The sequence below is a fragment of the Microbacterium sp. Leaf161 genome, from assembly GCF_001423645.1.
In the GTDB taxonomy this organism is placed as follows: Bacteria; Actinomycetota; Actinomycetes; order Actinomycetales; family Microbacteriaceae; genus Microbacterium; species Microbacterium forte.
On record NZ_LMOW01000001.1, the window covers coordinates 1,507,541 to 1,528,350 of the forward strand.

At 68.8% G+C, this 20,810-nt stretch carries 22 protein-coding genes; 13 read left to right on the forward strand and 9 right to left on the reverse strand.

The genetic code is table 11. The features are described 5' to 3' along the window. The first annotated feature begins 135 nt into the window (after positions 1-135). The 5 genes from ASF87_RS07395 to panB all read left to right on the forward strand — a co-directional run bounded on the left by ASF87_RS07395 (position 136) and on the right by panB (position 3,798). Positions 136-606 carry a hypothetical protein gene (locus ASF87_RS07395; RefSeq protein WP_056375320.1) on the forward strand — a complete coding sequence of 157 codons (471 nt, stop codon included), beginning with the start codon at positions 136-138 and terminating at the stop codon, positions 604-606. Positions 607-846: 240 nt separating this feature from the next. Next, positions 847-1,638 carry a Rossmann-like and DUF2520 domain-containing protein gene (locus ASF87_RS07400; RefSeq protein WP_082508792.1) on the forward strand — a complete coding sequence of 264 codons (792 nt, stop codon included), beginning with the start codon at positions 847-849 and terminating at the stop codon, positions 1,636-1,638. Beyond that, positions 1,635-2,546: a pantoate--beta-alanine ligase gene (panC, locus tag ASF87_RS07405; RefSeq protein WP_056375321.1), complete on the forward strand. Its 912-nt coding sequence runs from the start codon at positions 1,635-1,637 to the stop codon at positions 2,544-2,546. The genes ASF87_RS07400 and panC overlap by 4 nt, the downstream gene beginning before the upstream one ends. After that, complete coding sequence (gene panD, locus ASF87_RS07410; RefSeq protein ID WP_056375323.1) at positions 2,546-2,932, forward strand: aspartate 1-decarboxylase; 387 nt, start codon at positions 2,546-2,548, stop codon at positions 2,930-2,932. Before panC ends, panD begins: the two co-directional genes overlap by 1 nt. Next, the gene (panB, locus tag ASF87_RS07415) at positions 2,929-3,798 is read left to right on the forward strand and encodes a 3-methyl-2-oxobutanoate hydroxymethyltransferase (RefSeq protein WP_056375326.1); all 870 of its coding nucleotides are present in this window, start codon (positions 2,929-2,931) and stop codon (positions 3,796-3,798) included. Before panD ends, panB begins: the two co-directional genes overlap by 4 nt. A 57-nt stretch (positions 3,799-3,855) precedes the next feature. Here panB and ASF87_RS07420 read toward each other — a convergent pair whose 3' ends face one another. The 3 genes from ASF87_RS07420 to ASF87_RS07430 all read right to left on the reverse strand — a co-directional run bounded on the left by ASF87_RS07420 (position 3,856) and on the right by ASF87_RS07430 (position 6,294). Beyond that, positions 3,856-4,059, reverse strand: a complete 204-nt coding sequence (locus ASF87_RS07420) for a helix-turn-helix domain-containing protein (RefSeq protein ID WP_042540715.1) — start codon at positions 4,057-4,059, stop codon at positions 3,856-3,858. Continuing rightward, on the reverse strand, positions 4,059-4,547 hold the full coding sequence (locus tag ASF87_RS07425) for a DUF2975 domain-containing protein (protein WP_056375328.1): 489 nt from the start codon (positions 4,545-4,547) through the stop codon (positions 4,059-4,061). Before ASF87_RS07425 ends, ASF87_RS07420 begins: the two co-directional genes overlap by 1 nt. Before the next feature lie 613 nt (positions 4,548-5,160). After that, positions 5,161-6,294, reverse strand: a complete 1,134-nt coding sequence (locus tag ASF87_RS07430; protein ID WP_268776057.1) for an MFS transporter — start codon at positions 6,292-6,294, stop codon at positions 5,161-5,163. Between the two features lie 184 nt (positions 6,295-6,478). Between ASF87_RS07430 and ASF87_RS07435 the strand changes: the two genes are divergently transcribed. After that, complete coding sequence (locus ASF87_RS07435; RefSeq protein WP_042540718.1) at positions 6,479-6,784, forward strand: ArsR/SmtB family transcription factor; 306 nt, start codon at positions 6,479-6,481, stop codon at positions 6,782-6,784. Positions 6,785-6,965: 181 nt separating this feature from the next. Here the strand turns inward: ASF87_RS07435 and ASF87_RS07440 are convergent, their stop codons facing one another. Both ASF87_RS07440 and ASF87_RS07445 read right to left on the reverse strand, forming a co-directional pair. Next, positions 6,966-7,724, reverse strand: a complete 759-nt coding sequence (locus ASF87_RS07440) for an SDR family NAD(P)-dependent oxidoreductase (RefSeq protein ID WP_200933707.1) — start codon at positions 7,722-7,724, stop codon at positions 6,966-6,968. Between the two features lies 1 nt (position 7,725). Then, a complete protein-coding gene (locus tag ASF87_RS07445) occupies positions 7,726-8,004 on the reverse strand; it encodes a helix-turn-helix domain-containing protein (protein ID WP_056376399.1) in 279 nt (92 codons plus the stop codon). A 79-nt stretch (positions 8,005-8,083) separates the two neighbouring features. Between ASF87_RS07445 and map the strand changes: the two genes are divergently transcribed. Further along, entirely contained in the window at positions 8,084-8,872 is a 789-nt protein-coding gene (gene map / locus ASF87_RS07450; RefSeq protein ID WP_056376400.1) for a type I methionyl aminopeptidase, read from the forward strand. A 3-nt stretch (positions 8,873-8,875) separates the two neighbouring features. Here map and ASF87_RS07455 read toward each other — a convergent pair whose 3' ends face one another. From ASF87_RS07455 to ASF87_RS07465, 3 genes are all read right to left on the reverse strand, one after another. Then, positions 8,876-10,450, reverse strand: coding sequence for a glycosyltransferase family 2 protein (locus ASF87_RS07455; protein ID WP_162238676.1), 1,575 nt, complete (start codon positions 10,448-10,450; stop codon positions 8,876-8,878). A 73-nt stretch (positions 10,451-10,523) separates the two neighbouring features. Next, entirely contained in the window at positions 10,524-11,711 is a 1,188-nt protein-coding gene (locus ASF87_RS07460) for an RNA polymerase sigma factor (protein ID WP_056375333.1), read from the reverse strand. Further along, positions 11,708-12,085, reverse strand: a complete 378-nt coding sequence (locus tag ASF87_RS07465) for a YciI family protein (RefSeq protein WP_056375335.1) — start codon at positions 12,083-12,085, stop codon at positions 11,708-11,710. The genes ASF87_RS07460 and ASF87_RS07465 overlap by 4 nt, the downstream gene beginning before the upstream one ends. Positions 12,086-12,250: 165 nt before the next feature. On the opposite strand from ASF87_RS07465, the gene ASF87_RS07470 reads away from it, so the two are divergent. The 3 genes from ASF87_RS07470 (at position 12,251) to ASF87_RS07480 (ending at position 16,732) form a co-directional block, all read left to right on the forward strand. Next, entirely contained in the window at positions 12,251-12,838 is a 588-nt protein-coding gene (locus ASF87_RS07470) for a PadR family transcriptional regulator (RefSeq protein WP_042540719.1), read from the forward strand. A 24-nt stretch (positions 12,839-12,862) separates the two neighbouring features. Next, the gene (locus tag ASF87_RS07475; RefSeq protein ID WP_056375336.1) at positions 12,863-14,554 is read left to right on the forward strand and encodes an ABC1 kinase family protein; all 1,692 of its coding nucleotides are present in this window, start codon (positions 12,863-12,865) and stop codon (positions 14,552-14,554) included. Between the two features lie 141 nt (positions 14,555-14,695). After that, on the forward strand, positions 14,696-16,732 hold the full coding sequence (locus ASF87_RS07480; RefSeq protein WP_235558901.1) for a BCCT family transporter: 2,037 nt from the start codon (positions 14,696-14,698) through the stop codon (positions 16,730-16,732). A gap of 214 nt (positions 16,733-16,946) precedes the next feature. Here ASF87_RS07480 and ASF87_RS07485 read toward each other — a convergent pair whose 3' ends face one another. Further along, positions 16,947-18,581: an SDR family oxidoreductase gene (locus tag ASF87_RS07485; protein ID WP_082508796.1), complete on the reverse strand. Its 1,635-nt coding sequence runs from the start codon at positions 18,579-18,581 to the stop codon at positions 16,947-16,949. Between the two features lie 90 nt (positions 18,582-18,671). Here ASF87_RS07485 and ASF87_RS07490 point away from each other — a divergent pair, with 90 nt between their 5' ends. From ASF87_RS07490 to ASF87_RS07495, 3 genes are all read left to right on the forward strand, one after another. Then, entirely contained in the window at positions 18,672-18,920 is a 249-nt protein-coding gene (locus ASF87_RS07490; protein ID WP_056375337.1) for a hypothetical protein, read from the forward strand. A gap of 56 nt (positions 18,921-18,976) precedes the next feature. Beyond that, entirely contained in the window at positions 18,977-19,150 is a 174-nt protein-coding gene (locus ASF87_RS17480; protein WP_079112043.1) for a CsbD family protein, read from the forward strand. Positions 19,151-19,231: 81 nt separating this feature from the next. Beyond that, entirely contained in the window at positions 19,232-20,809 is a 1,578-nt protein-coding gene (locus ASF87_RS07495) for an MFS transporter (RefSeq protein ID WP_082508891.1), read from the forward strand. Position 20,810 lies beyond the last annotated feature (1 nt).

The window sequence follows — 20,810 nt, forward strand, 5'->3', positions numbered from 1 at the left end:
CGTCCCCAGTCGTTGAGCGACGTCCCCGGTCGTTGAGCGAAGACGACGAAGTCGACTGAGACGAAACGCGGCGAGGGCCCGTCATCGAGCAGGCCGCCCCTGTCCGGTGTCGGCGGCCGCGGATAGAGTGCGGTCATGGAACCCGTGCCGACCGACTTCTGGGGCGTCGTCGTGCCCTCGTGGCTCGGCGCCGTGGCATCCATCGCGGCGTCGACCGTCGCTGTCATCGCATTCATCAACAGCCTCTCGGCGAAGGGCGGGGTGCGCGAGATCGGGGAGGCGCTCAACCGCGAGCCGACGGCACAGCCGGGTGGCCGCAGCCTCCGGGCGTCGTCGGTTGCCGAGCCGGAGCCGTGGATGTTCCGCAGCGATGGACGGGTCGGGAGCTTCCGCAACACGAGCGGGGAGGTTCTGACCGTGTCAGGCATCACGGCGACGGCCGGCATCGAGGCGACGTTGAGCGAGCAGCTTCCGCTCGCCGTGCCGCCGACAGCGTCGTTCGAGGTGCTTCTGGGTCGGACTCTGGGAGGTCCAGCGGTGCGCAGCGTCACGATCGAGTGGGTCCGCGAAGACGGTGAACTGCTCTCGCGCACGTACTACCTGTAACTCGGGACTGCGGCATCGCAGCGTTCGGGGCGTCTCGTCTCGGGCGGCTTCGCCGACCTCGCTCAACGACCGGGCGGAAGTCGAGCCGAATCAATAAGCACGGCTGCTAGCGTGATAGTTGATTATTTCTGCAACCCGCACACGCGAAACGGTGTGCACATCGCTCTCAGATTTTGCGCGCACCCCGTCTCGGGCGGATACTCATCCCATCCGCGCCGCACGTCTCGGCCGGGAATCGACATGCACAGAACCCCTGCTCTCGCCCCTGACACGACCATCGCCATCGTCGGCGCCGGCCGTCTCGGCGGCGTACTCGCGCGGGCGTTGCGCGCGGCGGGCCTTGTCGTCCGGGGGCCTCTACGCCGGGAGGACTCGATGCCGGATGCCGACATCGCGCTGCTCTGCGTCCCGGACTCCGCCATCGCAGCGGTGGCCTTCGCCGTCCGCCCCCACGCGCGGCTGGTGGCGCACGTCTCCGGTGCGACGCCGCTCACCGACGTCGACTTCAGCCTCCACCCGCTCCAGACCTTCACCGGCAAGGAGGCGAGCGAGGTCTTCCGCGGCATCGGCGTCGCCGTCGATGGGCGCACGCCCGAGGCGCTCGAGACGGCTGAAGCGCTCGCGCGGGTGATCGGTGCGAACCCCTTCCACATCGACGACGCCCACCGCGGGGAGTATCACGCCGCCGCATCCTTCGCCTCGAACTTCGTGCTGACCGTGCTCGATGCCGCTGAACACCTCGCGAAGGATGCAGGCGTCGACCGCGCCCACCTCGCACCACTCGTGCGACAGACGGTCGACAACTGGGCGGCGCGCGGCGCGGCATCCTCGCTCACCGGGCCGATCGCGCGCGGTGACGAGACCACCGTGGCACGGCAGCGCGCGGCATCCGGCGACTACCGAGACCTCTTCGACGCACTCGCCGCCGCCACCCGCGCGGTCGCGGGACGCGCGCCACAGACGACCGCCACACAGACCGCCGATCACGCGGCCACCCAACAGACCGCCACCACCGAGGAGCCCGAGGCATGAGAATCCTCCGCACGATCGCCGAGGTGCGGGCCGCGGTGCGCGACGCCAAGGCAGCGGGCCGGTCGGTCGGACTCGTGCCGACGATGGGCGCGTTCCACGAGGGGCACCTCTCGCTCATGCGGGCAGCGCGAACGGAGAACGGCCTCGTCGTCGTCTCGCTGTTCGTCAATCCGACCCAGTTCGCCGCGAACGAAGACCTCAGCACCTACCCGCGCGACGAGGCCCGCGACGCCTCGCTCGCCGAGGCCGAGGGCGTCGACATCCTGTTCGCACCGGATCGGGCCGAGATCTACCCCGATGGGTTCGCCACGAACATCCACGTCGCGGACATCACCGAGGTGCTCGACGGAGCGAGCCGCGGACCCCACCATTTCGACGGCGTCGCCACCGTCGTCACCAAGCTGTTCGGCATCGTCCAGCCTGACGTCGCCTACTTCGGTCAGAAGGATGCGCAGCAGGTGCTGGTCGTGCGCCGGGTCGTGCGCGACCTCGACCTCGACGTGCGCGTCGTGGCGTGCCCGATCGTGCGCGAAGCAGACGGGCTCGCGATGAGCTCGCGCAACGTCTACCTCGACGCGGATGCTCGCGCACAGGCGACCGCGCTCAACCGCGCCCTCGACGCCGCCGACGCGGCGCACCGATCGGGGGAGCGCGACGGCGACAGCATCCTCTCCTCCGCCCACGCTGTGCTCTCGGCGGCCGGAATCGACGCCGAATACCTGGAACTCCGGGATGCCGAGACCCTGCGGCCGGTGGCGGTGGTCGACCGGGACGCGCTGCTGCTCGTCGCCGCGCGCGTCGGCGCTGCCCGGCTGATCGACAACCACCTGCTGACTCTCACCTCGACCACCGAGACCAGCGAGACCACCGAGACCAGCACGACCACCGACGGAAAGGGCGATGCCTGATGCGACGCACCATGCTGAAGTCGAAGATCCACCGCGCCACCGTCACGGGCAGTGACCTCCACTACGTCGGGTCGATCACCGTCGACCCCGACCTGCTCGAGGCCGCTGACATCCTGTCGCACGAGCAGGTGCACGTCGTCGACGTCGACAACGGCTCGCGCTTCGAGACGTACACGCTGGTCGGCGAACGTGGGTCCGGCGTCATCCAGGTCAACGGTGCCGCCGCCCGCCTCGTGCACACCGGCGACACGATCATCGTCATCTCCTATGCCGACTACTCGCCCGAAGACCTCGCCGACTACGAACCCGTCGTCGTGCACGTGGATGGGTCGAACGCCATCGTCCGCGTCGACGACGCCGTCGGTGAACTGGTGGCGACCCGATGAGCGCTCACGCCGCCCCGACCAAGCGCCTCACCCTGCGCGATCTCGACGTGAAGAAGCATGCCGGCGAACCCATCGTCATGGTCACCGCGTACGACTTTCCGAGCGCGCAGATCGTCGAGGAGGCAGGCGTCGACATGGTGCTCGTCGGCGACTCGGCCGCGATGACGGTGCTCGGCTACGACAGCACGGTGCCCGTCACGACCGACGAGATGCTGATGCTCACGAAGGCGGTGCGGCGAGGACTCACCACGCCGCTGCTCGTCGGCGATCTCCCCTTCGGGTCGTACGAGGCGTCGGACGAGATCGCCATAGCGACCGCGCAGCGCTTCGTCAAAGAGGCGGGAGTCGACCTCGTCAAGATCGAACGCGGCGGTGCCACGGTCGATCGTGCCCGCGCGCTCGTGAATGCCGGAATCCCCGTCGTCGGGCACGTCGGGCTGACGCCCCAGACAGCCACGTCGCTCGGCGGATACCGCGCGCAGGGACGCACCGCCGACGCCGCACTCACCGTGATCGACGATGCGCTCGCCCTGCAGGACGCCGGAGTCTCACTGATCGTCATCGAAGCGGTGCCGTCGGAGGTCACCGCGGCGCTCGCACCCCTGCTGCGGATTCCGCTGATCGGCATCGGAGCCGGAGCGGATGCCGACGGCCAGGTGCTCGTCTTCCACGACCTGCTGGGGATCTATGCCGGAGGGGTCGCCAAGTTCGTCAAGCGCTATGCCGATGTGCGGTCTGTGTCTGTGGCCGGAGTCGCGGCGTATGCGAGCGAGGTGCGCGAGGGCGTGTACCCGGGGCCCGAGCACGGATACGGGATGGCCGAGGGCGAGGCCGAACGGCTGCGGGAGCTGCTCGCGGGGCGGTAGGCATCCGGCATCCGATGCTGCGCGTGCGTCGCATCCGCGTCGCAGGCCTCCCGACCCTCACGCCTCCCAGCGCAGGATGTCGCCCGGCTGACACTCCAAGACCTCGCACAGAGCGTCGAGGGTCGAGAAGCGCACGGCCTTCGCGCGCCCGTTCTTCAGCACCGCGAGGTTCGTGGGGGTGATTCCGATGCGCTCTGCCAGCTCGCCGACGCCCATCTTGCGCCGCGCCATCATCACGTCGATGTCGACGACGACGGGCATCAGATCACCTCGTTGTCGAGCTCCGAGCGCAGCGACTGTGCTTCGTTGTCGCGCTCGATGGCCTGCCGCAGCAGCGCCTTCATGACGACGACCAGCAGGGCGATGCCGGCGAGCACGACGCCCGCGCCCCCGATGAGCGCCACCAGGCCCGGTGCGGCAGAGCCCGGTGCGAGTATCGCCGCGAGGATCCAGGTGAGTGCCGCGGCCACGAGGATCGCTCCGATGATCACGTCGATGTAGCGGAACGACGAGCTCGAGAAGATCGATCCGCGGCGCACCTTCGTCAGCAGCATCCACACGCAGATGCCGAAGACCTGCAGGGTGCCGACGCCGAGAACCACGATCGACACGAGGGCGATCCGGCCCCACAGCTCTTCGGCCGCGAGGTCGATCCACAGCAGCGGCACGATGAGCGCCTGCACCGCCACGGATCCGATCAGCGCCACCACGATCACGACCTTCAACACGACGATCGTCGACTTCCCCATGACTCCACCTCTCATCGACCAACAACAGAAATCTATCGTTAATCGTTCGATAGGGGAAGTCGGCGAATGCGGGACGCGGCGCTTCGGGAGGAGATCCGCCCTTCGGGAGAGGAGATACGCGCGAAGTCTCCTCCCCAGGAGCAGTTCTCCTCCCGAAGAGGTGAGCACCTTGTGCTGCGGGTCCCCCCAATGTGGGCTCCCGAAGGGGGCTGTGAGCCCCGCGGGAACGCGGCGCTTCGGGAGGAGATCCGCCGTTCGGGAGGAGAGATTCGCGCGAAGTCTCCTCCTCAGGAGCAGATCTTCTCCGCAGCGGTTCTCCTCCCGAGGAGCAGGACTCCTCCCGAGGGAGTGGGGGCTTCGTGATGCGCGTCCTCCCGATGCGGGCTCCCGAAGGGGGCTGTGAGCCCCGCGGGAACGCGGCGCTTCGGGAGGAGATCTGCCCTTCGGGGAGGAGATCCGCCCTTCGGGAGGAGGGATTCGCGCGAAGTCTCCTCCCCAGGAGCAGTTCTCCTCCCGACGAGGTGAGCACCTTGTGATGCGGGTCCTCCCGATGTGCGCCCCGATGCGGCCTCGCGAAGGAGTGAGGGCCCGCGCGCGCCAACCCCGCGCCCGCCTACTCCGCGCGGCGTACCCGCAGCACGAGGGCCACCACCGCGAGCACGATGACCACGACCCCGTATCCCACGCACACCGCGCCGAGCCCGAACACGCCGACCAGGGTTCCGGCGACGACGGCCGGCGCGCCGAATGCGAGGTACGCGAGCAGGTAGATCACGGCGAAAGTGTCGGCGCGATCGGTGGCGGGGATGCGCGGTGCGAGTGAGGCGACGACTCCGGAGAACGCGGTGCCGAAGCCCATGCCGGTCACAGCCGTCGCGGCGAGGTAGAAGGGGAGCGACTCGACGCCGAGCGCGATGAGCGACAGCGCCGTGCCGGTCGCGAGAGCCGCGGTGCCGAAGATCACAGAGGTGCGCGGTCGGCGATTGCGGAACACGAATGCGGTGATCGCGCCGATGCCCGCCAGCATCGCGACGGCGAGGCCCTGCCAGACATGCGCTTCGCCGCCGAGCTCGGTGCGCACGATGTTGGCGCCGAGCGAGAGGAAGAGCCCGCCCGTCGCCCACCCGGCGATGATCGCCGGTGTGCCCCGCCAGAAGTCCGAGCGGATGCCGGCGGGCACCGACAGCCGGAAACTCAGCGACCCCCACGCCCCAGGATGCTGCGGTGCAGTCTCGGGTGCGAGGAAGAACAGTGCGGCGAGCACGAGGTAGATGACGGTGAGCGGTGCGAAGACGTCGAGCAGCGGTTGGCCGGTCACATCGAGTGCGATGCCCGAGACGAGCGCGCCGAGCGCCAGGCCGATTCCGGGGCTGAGGGCGTTCCAGAGGGCGGCGACCCTCGAGCGTCCGCCGGGTGCGAGATCCAGGGCAGCGGCCGAGAGTGCTGCGATGAGCACACCACTCGCGGCACCCTGCAGGATGCGCGCGAGCATCAGGGTCGCGACCGAGTCGGCGTGCCAGAAGAGCAGCATGCTGCCGGCGAGCAGCAGGAGGCCGCCGATCGCGACGGGACGGCGTCCGATGTGATCGGAGAGGGAGCCGGTCGAGAGCAGCGCGAGCAGCAGTGCGACCGCGTAGACGGCGAAGACCGCGCTGATGACGATCGCGTCGAATCCGATCTCGGCGGCGAGCACCGGATAGAACGGCGAGGGAGCGCTCGCGCCGGTCATCATCGCGATTTGCGTCACAATCGCCAGCGCGAATCCGAACCGCGGGCGGCGGATGGCGGATGCTGACCCCCGGGGTCGTGGTGATCGGTGCCGTGGTGGTCATGCGTGCTCCCGCGGGGTCGGTCTCGAGTCCTGAGTTCGAGAATCATCGAACTATCGGAGCGTACTCGCGTTCCACGGATTGTTCAACTATTCTCGAACCATGCCAGGCGAACTCCCGCACCCGGATCGCTCCGAGATTCAGCTCACCGACGTGCTCTTCGCGCTCAGTGACCCCGAGCGCCTGGCGATCGCGCGGCAGCTCGCCGACGGTCCACTCGACATGGCCGCGTGCCACTCGACCGATCCGAACCTCCCCAAGTCGACCAAGTCGCACTTCATGAAGGTGCTGCGTGAGGCGGGTGTGATCCGCAACGAGGCCAACGGTCGGCGACGGCTGCTGACGCTGCGGCGAGACGATCTCGATGCGCTGTTCCCTGGGCTGCTCGAGTCCGTTCTCCGGGCCTGAACGCCGGGCCGCGCGCGCGGAGCGAGCTCGCCGCCGGGAGGAGATCTGCCCCTCGGGAGGAGAGATTCGCGCGAAGTCTCCTCCCCACGGACAGATCTCCTCCCGAGGGTGTGCGAGACCGAGGGTGTGTGCCCGAGGGTGTGCGAGCCCGAGGTGGTGCGGGGCCGAGGGAGCGGCGAACTCAGCGGAAGTACGACGCCCCGTTGAGGTCGAGCACTGCGCCCGAGGCCCACACCGCCGAGGGTGACGTGAGGTAGGCGACGGCATCCGCCACCTCTTCGGGAGTGCCGACGCGACCGAACGGGCTCTGCCCGCGGATGCTGTCGCCCTGCTCGCTCTCGAGCTTCGCCGACTGTCGCTCGGTCGCCACCATTCCAGGAGCGACGGCGGTCACCGAGATGCCATGCGGGGCGAGAACGAGGGCCATCGACTGGCCGAACGCCTGCAGCCCGGCCTTCGTCGCGGCATATGCGGGGTGTTCGGCCTCGCCGCGGAACGCTCCCCGCGACCCGACGTTGACGATCGCCCCGCCGCATCGGCGCTCGATCATGTGCTGCGCGACGAGCATCGTCACGTTCGATGCCCCGAGCAGGTTGACCGACACCATCGCAGACCAGGCGGCCTGCCACTCGGCATACGACGCCGAGTCGACGCGATGCGCGTTGGCCACGCTCGGCGCGACCGCGGCGTTGTTCACGACGATGTCGAGCGAACCCAGGGCGGCGACGGCCTCCTCGACCACGCGCTGCGCCTCGACCGGATCCCCGAGGTCGCCGCCGATGACCGCGTGACCCGATCCCTCGAGTGAGGCGAGAGTCTGCTCTGCGGCACTCCGATCGCGGCCGTAGTGCACGACGACACGGTCGCCTCGGCGAGCGAACGCCTGAGCGACCGCGCGACCGATGCCTCGCGAGCTTCCCGTGATCAGCGCATTCGCCATCTCAGGACGCGACCTGCGCACGACCGATCGCGTGCACCGGCGGCTCGATCTCGGCCCAGACCGAATCGAGCGAGAGGTGCAGCACACCGGCGATCGCCGCGATGGTCGAGAAGGCGGGAGTCGCGACCCGACCCGACTCGATCTTGCGCAGAGTCTCGGGTGAGACACCCGCGTCGAGGGCGACGCTCAGCATCGACCGCTCGCCGCGCGCTCGCCGCAGCAGGGCGCCGAGACGCTCTCCGCGTTCGACCTCGGCGGGAGTCAGTGGCATGCGAACCATCATGTGCCCATTCTAATACCGGGATAGTATTACCGGGATAGTTATTGGAATGACCACGACGCCGAACGCGGAGACCACAATGATCGAGATCCTCAACGACGACCAGCTCGCCCGAGCGAGGGATGCCGGCGCGCTCGTCGGCAGCATCCTGCAGTCGCTTAAGCAGCGGACGACGGTCGGCGTGAACCTGCTCGATCTCGACCGCTGGACGAAGCAGATGATCGAGGATGCCGGCGCAGTGTCCTGCTACGTCGACTACGCCCCGTCGTTCGGCCGCGGGCCCTTCGGCCACTACGTCTGCACCGCGGTGAACGATGCGGTGCTGCACGGTTTGCCGCACGACTACGCCCTCGCAGACGGCGACCTGCTCACCCTCGACCTCGCCGTCACGCTGCGCGGGATCTCGGCGGATGCCGCCATCAGCTTCGTGGTCGGCGGCGGTGCCGGATCCACCGACAGCGCAGCATCCGCTGATCTCGCGATGATCGACGCCACCGAGCGCGCGCTCGCCGCGGCCATCGCCGTCGCCCGCCCGGGCGCCCGCATCGGCGACCTCTCGCACGCGATCGGCACGGTGCTCAGCGGTGCGGGCTACCCGATCAACCTCGAGTTCGGCGGCCATGGCATCGGCTCGACGATGCACCAGGACCCGCACGTCGCCAACGACGGTCGCCCCGGCCGCGGCTACACGCTGCGCCCTGGTCTGCTGCTCGCGCTCGAACCGTGGGTCATGGCCGACACCGACGTGCTGGTGACCGACGCCGACGGCTGGACCCTCCGCAGCGCCACCGGCTGCCGCACGGCCCACACCGAGCACACGATCGCGATCACCGAGACCGGAGCCGAGATCCTCACGCTCCCGCGCTGAGCGTCACTTCTTGCGCGACCCGCTCCGCACGCGGCGCACCGCACGGCCGGCCAGGTCCTTGAGTCGCCCACCGGGCCACTGCCGGCGCAGCTCGACAGAACCGCCGCGCCCCACGACCGGCGTGCACGTGCGACCCGCGAGCAGGGGGGAGCGTCCGGCGGCGGCGAGCGTCGCGGCATCCGCGGTGAGGGGCACGTCGAACGTCCACCCCGCCCGCCTGACCGTCACGAACAGCTTCGCGCCGCGTGACTCGTCGGCAGGCCCGAACACCTTCAGCGGATCGATCGCGACGGAGATCGCACCGAGGCTGCGCGGATGCACGGAGGCGATGCGACGCTCGACCCCTGCAGCCTTGTCGCGCAGCACCAGCTCGACCTGATCGTTCTGCAGCTCGCGCCCTGCTTCGAGCAGAGCGGTCGGCAGGCCGTGCATCGACACCGGCAACGAGGTCAGACGCCCCGTGCCGTGTTCGAACACGAGGGCTTCCTGTCCATCGCGGGTGACCGAGACGTCGAACGTCAGATACAGGCCGCCACCCCGCGACCACCGTGCCGACGTCACGACCGCGCGGCATTTCATCTCCATCTCGAACCGTGCGAAGCCCACCAGGTCGGCCCGCCGATCGGCGCGCAGCAGCCCTGCCCGGATGCGGTTCGGGAACGACAGGCCGCCGTCGACGCCCGGTCCGAATCGGCGCTTCGCGAGCGGCCCGACCACGTCGATCAGACGGTCGCGATACTCATCCGGATAGCCGAGGAACTTCTTGCCGGTCAGCCGCTTCAGGATCTTTCCGCGGAACCAGTGACGCAGCAGCCTGTCGCGCAGTCGCCCGGGCTCGGTGTAACGCTCGACCAGGTCGAGGACGGCCTCGAGATGAGGGAAGTACGTCTCCGGCTCGATGCGCGACGAGCTCGCGCTGCCCGCATGCTTGACCCACGCGTAGCAGGGCTGGCTCGCGAGGATCGAGATCGTCGACGCCTCGAAGTACGCCCGCATCACGAACAGGTGATCTTCGAGCCGCACCTTGCCGTCGGGGAAGCGGATGCGGTTCTCGCGCAGGAACGAGGTGCGGAACATCTTGTGCGGCGTCAGCATCTCGAGCAGCGGATCCTCGCCGAGGCGCGCCCGGGGCACGTCCTTCCGGAAGATCCGGCTCGGCAGCCGGCGGCCGATGCCGACCTCCTTGCCCACCACGACATCGGAGGAGTGCTGGTCGGCATAGTCACAGAGGGCTTCGAGGGCGCCGTCGTAGAGCCAGTCGTCCTGATCGACGAACTGGATGTGCGTGCCGCGTGCATCGTCGATGCCGTGGTTGCGTGGGGTTCCCGGCCACCCCGAATGCGCAAGGTACGCCACGCGCACGTAGTCGCGATCGCGCGCGATCTCGACCAATCGCGCGGCCGTCTCCTCGCCCGAGCCGTCGTCGCACAGCAGCACCTCGAACCGGTCGTGATCGAGCGTCTGTCGGTCGAGGGAGTCGATGAGTTCGTCGAATGCCGCTCCCGGTCGGAACACAGGGACGACCACGCTCACCCGGATGGACGTGGACGCAGGGGAAACGGCAGCAGAATTCGACATCGACATCAGTGAAACATCGTCGGCTGTGGAGCGCAGGGGGCTTGCTTTCAGGAGCCCGTGCGTGCAGTGCGCGTCAGCGCCCCTGGGTGTGAGCTGCCGCGCGTGCGCGGAGGAAGCCGGCGACGGCTTCATCGTCGGCGAGCGCGATCGCCCGGGCATACGCCTCGGTCGCATCCTGACCGGCCTCGGCAAGCAGCCCCGCTCGCACCGCCCAATACGGCTGGAATCCGTCCGACCCGGACGGAAGCGCGGCAAGCCCCGCCTCCGGTCCGTCGGTCCGGGCGGTGACGACGGCCGCCGCGACCCGGGCGCCGAGCGTCGGCGCGACGGTGAGCAGCGCCGAGTACAGCATCCGCAGCGAACTCCAGTCGGTGACGCCTGAGCGCAGCCGATCGCAGTGCACCGCCTGGATCGCGGCCTCCAGCTGGAACCGCCCCGGGGCGCCCGCCGGCCGCGCGCGCCGCAGGTAGGCCTCGCCCTCGGCGATCAGCTCGGCATCCCACGAGGCGGGATCCTGTTCGTCGAGCGGAACGAACTCGCGAGAGCGCCGTGAGAGCGCCAGCGTCGCGAGGGCGGCGAGACCCCACGCCTCCGGCTCGTCGTCGAGCAGGGTGGCCAGAGTGACGGCCAGATACTGCGCCTCGCCCGCCATCGACTCGGAATCCCCGCGCCACGTGAGGGCGGCGCAGCCGTAGACCGCCTCGAGCACTGCGGGCAGTCGTTCGGGCATCGACCGGCGATCGGGAACCGCGAACGGAATCCGAGCATCCCTGATGCGGCGCTTCGCCCGCACCAGTCTCTGCGCCATCGCCGGCGGTGGAACCGCGAACGCCCGTGCGACCTCGGCGGCCTCGAATCCGAGCACGGCCTGGAGCATGAGCGGCGCGCGCACGGTCGGATCGATCGCCGGATGCGCGCACACGAACAGCAGCTCGAGCCGTTTGTCGCCGATCGCGAGCGGATCGTGGTCGGCGAGCGGGTCGACTCGCGCGCTCGCCTCATCGAGAGGAGCGGATGCTCTCGCCGCCATCGACTTCCACACGTCGCGCAGCCTGTTCCTCGCCACGGTCAGCAGCCATCCCTCCGGATTGTCGGGCACACCGCCGTCGGGCCAGCGCCGCAGCGCCTCCTCGAAGGCGGCGGACAACGAGTCCTCGGCGAGTGCGAGGTCGCCGGTCCGCGCGGCGAGCAGGGCGACGAGCCGGCCATAGGAGGTCCGCGCCGTGCGCTCGGCGGCGGTGCGGACCTCCTCGGGGATCATCGGTTCGGCGTCCAGATCCCGTCGACCGTGAACACGGCCCCGGGGCGGATCTCGACCGCGCCCCAGAACGCCGGAGGCGCCTGACGGGCGAACCCGATCGCGGCATCGAGGTCGGGCACGTCGATGACGACCGTGCCGCCGAGCTGCTCTTTCGTATCGGCGAACGGGCCGTCCTGCACCTGCAGTTCTCCCTCGCGCACCCGCACCGTGGTGCTCACGGCCGACGGCTGCAGGACCTCGGCGGAGATTAGGACTCCCGCCGCCTGCAGTGTGGCGGCGTAGCTCGCGAACGCGGCCTGGCCCTCTGCGAGTGCCTCGGCTCCCAGAGCCTCGGCATCGAGCTCTTCGTAGTGCAACAGCAGTGTGTAGCGCATGGTCTCATCCTCACTGTTCGTCGGTCAGCGTACAGAGGGATGACGATCGAGCGATCGGGCGATCGACACATCCGCCGAAGTTTCTCGAGGATGCCGGATTCCCACCCGACACTCAGCCTTAACGATATATCGTTGACTATCGCTCACCACTTCCGGGAGGTCATCATGAACAACGCATTCCCCTCGAACCCGTTCGGCGGATCCGGCTTCGGCTCGGGCCCCGGCGGACCCGCATCCGCGATCTTCGATGCCATGGACCAGCTCCGCAAGACGTTCGAGCAGCGCCCCAGCGGCGGCTCGCGCATGGCTAAGGGCGACGTCCGCACCGCGGTGCTGTCGCTGCTCGCCGAGAAGCCGATGCACGGCTACCAGATCATCAACGAGATCGCCGACCGCAGCGGTGGTTCGTGGAAGCCCAGCGCAGGCTCGGTCTACCCCACGCTGCAGCTGCTCGCCGACGAAGGCCTCATCGAGGCCGATGAGCAGAACGGTCGCAAGACCTACTCGCTCACCGAGGCCGGCCGTGCCGTCGCCGCCGAGCACACCGAGACCCCTGCCCCGTGGGAGTCGCAGTCGAAGGGCGAGGGCTCGCACGACAACCCCCGCTACAGCGCGCTGCCGAAGGCCGGTGTCGACCTCGCGGCCGCCGCCGCAGCCGTCGGTCGCAGCGGCAGCACCGAGCAGGTGCAGCAGGCGGTCGAGATCCTCGATGAGGCCCGCCGTAGGCTGTACTCGATCCTCGCTCAGGACTGATCGCACACGACCCAGGGACGACACATGACGGATGCTGCGGCGCAGGGCGCCCATCGTGCCCGGTACCGCCGCATCCTGTCGTTCGCGGCGCGCGAGTTCATCAAGGTCTGGTGGTTCGAGCTCGTCCTGCCGCGCTTCGGCATGAGCTCGATCGCCGAGCGCACCCGCGCCCCGCGCATGCAGCGCTTCGCGAAGCGGTTCCACGTGCTCGCGGTCGAGCTCGGCGGACTCATGATCAAGGTCGGGCAGTTCATGTCGTCGCGCCTCGACGTGCTGCCCCCTGAGATCACGAAAGAGCTCGAGGGCCTGCAGGACGAGGTTCCGGCTGTGCCGTTCACCGGCATCCGCGCGGCCGCCGAGGCCGAACTCGGCATGCCGCTGGAGCAGGCGTATGCCTGGTTCGATGAGACACCGGTTGCTGCCGCATCCCTGGGCCAGGCGCACCGAGCCCGCCTGTCGGCGCAAGATGCCGTCGACACCGGACTCGCCGATGTCGTCGTCAAGGTGCAGCGTCCCGGCATCGACGAGATCGTCGCGGTCGACCTCGCGGCGCTGCGCCGCGTCGCTCGCTGGGCGATGCGCGTGCGACTCGTCAGCGACCGCGTCGACGCGCCCGGCCTCGTCGAGGAGTTCGCGCAGACCAGCCTCGAGGAGATCGACTACCTGCACGAGGCCGCGAGCGCCGAGCGGTTCCGGGAGAACTTCGCCGGGGATGCTCGCGTCGACGCTCCCGAGATCGTCTGGGAGCGGTCGACGCGCCGCGTGCTCACGCTGTCCGACGTCACGGCGATCAAGATCAACGACACCGATGCTCTGCGTGCGGCGGGCATCGATCCGTCGGAGGTCGCCGACGTGTTCGCAGAGGTCATGTTCGATCAGGTGTTCACGCACAGCTTCGTGCACGCCGACCCGCACCCCGGCAACATCTTCGTGACGCCGGAGCCGGCATCCGCCACCGGCAGGAACTTCCGCTTGACCTTCATCGACTTCGGCATGATGGCCGAGGTGCCGGACAACCTTCGCGACGGCCTGCGCACGCTGCTGATCGCGGTCGCCGGTCGTGACAGCCGCGGGCTCGTCACCGCGGCTCAGGAGATCGGCGTGCTGCTGCCGTCGGCCGACACCGCCGAGCTCGAACGGGCGCTCCGTGCGCTGTTCGCCCGCTTCGGCGGCATGGGCTTCGCCGAGCTGAGCAAGGTCGACCCCCGTGAGTTCACGGACTTCGCCGACGAGTTCGGCGACATGGTGCGCTCGCTGCCGTTGCAGCTGCCCGAGAACATGCTGCTGCTGATCCGCGCCGTGTCGCTGACCTCGGGCATGTGCTCGAGCCTCGACCCCTCGTTCAACGTGTGGGATGCCGCCGAGCCCTACGCCGCACGGCTGCTGCGCGACGAATCGGGCAACCTCATGCAGGACATGGCTCAGCAGGCCATGGAGACCGCCGCCGTCACATACCGCCTGCCCAAGCGCATCGACGCGATCATCACCCGCGTCGACGACGGCAACGTCACGTTCGACACCTCGGCCCTCGAACGCCGCCTCGACCGACTCGAGGGCATCGCGCGCCGCATCGGCTCGGGCGTGCTCTTCGCCGCGATGCTCGTCGGCGGCGCGCTGCTGGTGCCCTCGATCCCGCCGCTCGGCATCACGCTCCTCTGCGTCTCGGCACTGCCCCTGCTTCACTCGGTCTTCGGCGGGCGCCGCCAGCCCCGCTGACGGGGCCGCAATGCCCCCGACGCGGGGCTGACGCGCCCGGAGAACCCAGAGCCTCGGGCATCCTCACGGCGCGTCCGGTCCTGACGCGCGGCCGATCGACCGGGTGATCTGGGTTTTCCCATCCGGCCGCAGAATGCCGGCATGGGAGAATTGGTTCTCATGGACACTCCGGACGACACCCCCACCTCACGGACCGACGCTCCGAAGACCACCACCGCCGCAGTTCGACAGGCTGCGAAGGCCACGGAAGCCGCCCAGAAGATCGTCCGCGACATCGCGGCCGTGCCGCCGCGCGGCGTGCACCCCGCGCTCGTGCCAGGGGTCTCGGTCGAAGAGACCGGGCGCACGTATCGCACCGACCCGCTCGTCTTCGGAATCGCCGTCGCGCTGACCGTCGCCTTCATCGCATGGGGAGTCTTCGCGGGCGACAACCTCTCGGGCACGACCTCGACCGTGCTCGCGTGGGTCGTCGAGTACTTCGGCTTCTTCTTCACGACGATCGCCACCGTCATCCTCGTCTTCATGCTGTTCATCGGCTTCAGCCGCTACGGACGCATCCCCCTCGGCCGCGATGACGAAGAGCCGGAGTTCTCGATGTTCTCGTGGATCTCGATGCTCTTCGCCGCCGGCATGGGCATCGGCCTCGTCTTCTGGGGCGCCGCCGAGCCGCTCACCTTCTTCGAGAACCCGCCGCCCGGCACCGTCGAGGCCGACACTCTCGAGGCCATGCACACCGCGCAGGCCCAGGTGCTCTATCACTGGGGTCCGCAGGCGTGGGCGTTCTACGCGCTCGTCGGTGGCGCGATCGCCTACGGCGCGTTCCGCCGCGGCCGCACCCCGCTGATCTCGTCGATCTTCGCCCCGCTGCTGGGAGAAGGCCGCACGACCGGACCCCTCGGCCGCACGATCGACATCTTCTCGATCATCGTCACGCTGTTCGGCACCGCCGCATCGCTCGGCCTCGGCGCACTGCAGATCGGCCACGGCGTCGAGATCGTCAGCGGCATCGGCGAACTCGGAAACGGCGTGCTCATCGCCGCAATCGCCGTGCTCACGGCCTGCTTCATCGCATCAGCCGTCTCGGGCGTCTCGAAGGGCATCCGCGCGCTCTCCAACATCAACGCGGTCGTGGCGCTGCTGCTCGCGTTCTTCGTGTTCTTCGTGGGCCCGACGCTGCTGATCCTCAACGTCATCCCGTCGGTCGCCGTGCAGTTCCTCGGCGACCTGCCCGAGATGGTCGCCCGCTCGGCCTCACAGGGCGACGAGGCGCAGATGTTCCTGTCGAGCTGGACGATCTTCTACTGGGCGTGGTGGATCTCGTGGTCGCCGTTCGTCGGCATGTTCATCGCCAAGATCTCGCGCGGCCGCACGCTCCGCCAGTTCGTGTCGGTCGTCATCGTCGTGCCCGCCGTCATCTCGCTCATCTGGTTCGCGATCTTCGGGACCACGGCCATCCAGCAGCAGATGGACGGCGCGAACCTCACGGTCGATCCGCCTGAGGAAGTCCTCTTCGGCGTGCTCGAGAACCTGCCGTTCCCGCTGATCACCAGCATCGTGCTGATCCTGCTGATCGCGATCTTCTTCATCACCGGGGCGGATTCCGCATCCCTCGTGATGGGCACGCTGTCGCAGCAGGGGCGGCCCGAGCCGTCGCGCTGGGTCGCGGTCGTCTGGGGTGTGCTGGTCGGAGTCATCGCCGCGGTGCTGCTCGTCACCGGCGAGGAGGGCAGCGGGTTGAAATCGCTGCAGAACGTCACGATCATCGCCGCCCTGCCGTTCGCGGTGATCATGATGTTCATGATGGTCGCGTTCATGAAGGACCTCCGGCGCGATCCGCTGATCCTGCGCGACCGCTATGCCCGCATGGCCGTGCGCCACAGCGTCATGGCGGGGCTCGAGGAGTACGGCGACGACTTCGCCCTCGTGCCGGTCGAATACGACCACTCCGAAGACGACCTCGCCTGGATCGACGAAGCCGACGTCGACGACAGCCTCGCCGAGGTCTACGCGACGGCCACCGAGGCGATCGACATCATCCCCGCCGACGCCGCGACCTCTTCGGAGGCGGATGCCGGGGCGGGTGCGGGTGTCGGTGCGGATCCGCATGCGGATGCCGGTGCTGGCCCTGGTGCGGATGCCGGTGCCGACCCTTCCGGCCTCGCCGAGCGCCCCTCCTGACCCCTCACGCCGGCCTCTGGAGCCCCATCACTTCTGTGCGTGGTCAATAAAGCATCCGAATCAGCGGTTTGCGATGCGAAATTGACCACGCACCGGATGCCGGATGCGAAATTGACCACGCACCGCCTGCGCGATGCGAAATCAACCACGAACCGGATGCCGGAGGCGCAATCGACGCCTCATGCCCGCGAAGACAGGCCGAGTCTGCGAGCGGTCAGGCCGTCGCCGGATCTCTCTCTGGCGCACCCGGCGCATCCGCAGCACCCGGCGCACCCGGAGCGATCGTCTCGACGGGAAGCGCGGCAGTATCGGTGATCTTCGCCGCCATGCCCGCGAAGATGAAGCCGTGGAACGGCAGCACAGCGAGCCAGTACAGCCGGCCGGCGAGCCCTCGGGGGAAGAACACGGCGCGCTGCTCGTAGCGCGACCCATCGCCGTCGGGCAGCGCGCGCAGCTCGAGCCACGCATCGCCCGGAACCTTCATCTCGGCGCGCAGGCGCAGCAGTCCGCCGCTCGCGGGGGAGGAGTCGGTCTTGCGCCCGGGCTCTTCGACGGCCTCGACGCGCCAGAAGTCGATGGCGTCGCCGACGCGCGCCTCGGCCTTGCTGCGGCGTCCGCGGCGAAGGCCTACACCGCCGACGAGGCGGTCCATCCACCCGCGCACCGCCCACAGGAACTTCGACGAGTACCAGCCGTTCGATCCGCCGATGCCGATGATCACGCGCCACAGGCCGTCGACCGGTGCATCGGTGCGCAGCTTGCGCGTGTCGGTGAACACCGTGCGACCGGCCCAGTCAGGATCGCTCGGCAGCGGATCGCTCGGCGCGCCCGAGACCTCCGCATCCTTCCAGCTCGTCTCGATGGTGTCTGCGGCGTCACGACCCAGCGCGAGCGAGACAGCCTTGCGATACGGGGTCAGCCCGCCGTCTGGTTGCGGAATGAGGCCGTCGATCGCGTGGTCTTTCACGATGCACTCGTTCTGCAACGACGCGACGAGCGGGCGGGCGATCGACCGCGGAACCGGCGTCACCAGATTGACCCAGTGCGAGGCGAGGCCGGGGGTCAGCACCGGCAGTGCGGCGATCGCACGCTGACGGAGTCCGGCTTCGAGCGCGTATCCGTTCATCATCTGGCCGTATCGCAGCACGTCGGGTCCGCCGATGTCGACCGCGCGGTTCACGTCGTCGTCGACGCGGGCAGCGCCCAACAAATAGTGCAGCACGTCGCGCACGGCGATCGGCTGGATGCGGTTGCGCACCCACTTCGGCGCCGGCATGTAGGGCAGCACATCGGTGAGGTGGCGGATCATCTCGAACGATGCAGACCCCGAGCCGATCACGACGCCCGCCTGCAGCACGAGCGTGGGCACGCCCGACTCGAGGAAGATCTCGCCCACGCGCACTCGGGATCGCAGGTGCGGCGACAGCTTCGCGTCCTCGGGATGCAGTCCGCCGAGGTACACGATCCGACGCACCCCGGCCTTGGCCGCGGCATCCGCCACCGTGGTGGCCGCTCGTTCGTCGCTCTCTTCGAACCCCTTGCCTGCGGTCATCGAGTGGATCAGGTAGTAGACCACGTCGACATCCTTCATGGCCTCGGCGGCGGCTTCGGCGTCGTCGGCCGAGCCCTCGACGATCTCGCAGTCGGGACCCCAGGGGAAGGATGCCGCACGAGCGGCGTCACGGGCCAGTGCGCGCACCCGGTATCCGGCGTTCAGCAGTCGTGGCGTCAGCCGCCCGCCGATGTATCCGGTGGCACCGAGCACCAGCGCGCGAGGTGCCGATCCGTCTTCGCGGGGGAGGGCTCGAAGGGCCTCTTCGTGCCCCGTGGGCTGCGTGAGTTCGGTCATGGCTCGAGCGTAGGCGCGATGCCTGATGTTTTCACTAGGCTGGCGAATCACTAGTTCATCTAGTAATCTTTTGGACGAGGAAGGGGAAGCATGTCGACAGCAGCGCAGTACCGCACACGTCGCGATCTCCGATCGCGCCGTCTCGCGCCGATCGACTCCGTCGACGTCGCCCCGCTCTCGGCCCGTGCGGCCGTCGGTCGTTCGACCGGGATCCGACGCGTCCCGGTGGCCCCTGCGCGACCGCCCCTCTGGAAGTCCGCCGGAGTCGCCGGCCTCATCGCGGTCATCGCCGCGGCAACCCTGCCGCTGGCGGCCTCCGCGCTCGACATCCCCCTGTGAGACGACATCACAGCACCCCGACCGCAGACCACCGCTGGTAAGAGAAAGGATCCCCCATGGGACTCGATGACAAGATCAAGAACACCGCGCAGGACCTCGCCGGCAAGGCGAAGGAAGCCGTAGGCAAGGTGACCGACAACGAGAAGCTCGAGGCGGAGGGCCGCGCCGACCAGGCGAAGGCCAACGTCAAGCAGGCTGGCGAGAACGTCAAGGACGCTTTCAACAACTGACAACAGTGACACAGGCGGGGAGGCGGCGTATGCCGCCTCCCCCGTACGACGCGGATGCCGCAAGAGAAGGAAGATGGCACGATGTCCGATCCCCTGAAGAGCACCCCCCTGAGCCTGTGGCAGCGACTGATCCGTCGCCTGCGGCCGGTGACGGACGAACCGCGACGACTGACGGTCGACGATGTCACCGTGGTCGACCGCCCGATGCTGCGCCGCGCCGTCGCCGGCACCGTGGTCGGCAACCTCATGGAGTGGTACGACATCGGCGTCTACGGCTATCTCGCCGTGATCATCGGACGCGCGTTCCTGCCGGATGCGTCCGCCGGAGCGCAGTCGCTGTTCTCACTCGGCGTGTTCGCCGTGACCTTCGTCGCCCGTCCGCTCGGCGGCGTCGTGCTCGGCCAGCTCGGTGATCGTCTCGGCCGCCAGCGCGTGCTGGCCTTCACGCTGATCATGATGGCGGCGGCGACGTTCCTCATCGGCGTGCTGCCCGACTTCTCGGTGATCGGCATCTGGGCGCCGATCCTGCTCATCGTGCTCAAGCTCGCACAGGGCTTCTCGACCGGTGGAGAGTATGCCGGTGCCACGACGTTCATCACCGAGTACGCACCCGACAAGAGTCGCGGCTTCTATGCGTCGCTGCTCGATCTCGGGTCGTACATGGGCTTCGCGATCGGTGCCGCGTTCGTGTCGATCCTGCAGCTGACGCTCTCGGCGGAGACGATGCAGGGCTTCGCCTGGCGCATCCCGTTCCTCGTCGCGCTGCCGCTCGGACTCATCGCGATCTACTTCCGTCTCAAGATCGAAGACACCCCGGCGTTCCAGGAGGCGCAGGACGCGGCGAAGCGCGCGGCTGACGACGCTCAGGCCTCGCCGGATGCGCCGAAGGGCGTCATCGCGCTGATCCGCGCGTACTGGCGCGAGCTGCTCACGGCGTTCGTGCTCGTGGCCGCCGCCAACACCGTCGGGTACGCGCTCACCTCGTACATGCCGACCTACCTCACCGGCACTCTGGGCTACGACGAGGTGCACGGCACTCTGCTCACCCTGCCCGTACTCGTGGCGATGGCGCTCTGCATTCCGCTCACCGGCAAGCTGTCCGACCGCATCGGGCGCAAGAGGGTGCTGTTCATCGGCTCGATCTCGGCGATCGTGCTCGCGGTGCCGTCGTTCCTGTTCATGATGCACGGCGAGATCTGGTCGACGCTGCTCGGGCTCGTGCTGCTGGCCTTCCCGGTGACGTTCTACGTGGCGAACCTCGCGTCGTCGCTGCCCGCGCTCTTCCCCACGTCGTCGCGCTACGGCGGCATGGGCATCTCGTACAACCTCGCCGTCGCGCTCTTCGCAGGCACCGCGCCCGTGGTGATGGAGGCGCTCGTGCAGCTCACCGGCTCGTCGCTGGCACCGGCCTTCTACGTGATCGGCACATCGGTCGCCGGCTTCATCGCCGTGATCGTGCTCAAGGAGTCGGCGCGCCGACCGCTGCCCGGCGCGATGCCGAGCGTGCAGACGATCGAGGAGGCCGTCGAGCTGGTCGAGACGCAGGAGGAGAATCCCGATCTCGATCTCGATGAGCTCTTCCCCGAGCGGGTGGCGGTCGCAGCGGATGCCGAGGGAGAGGCGGACGCTCAGGCGAAGGGCGACGTCGACAGGGCCTGAC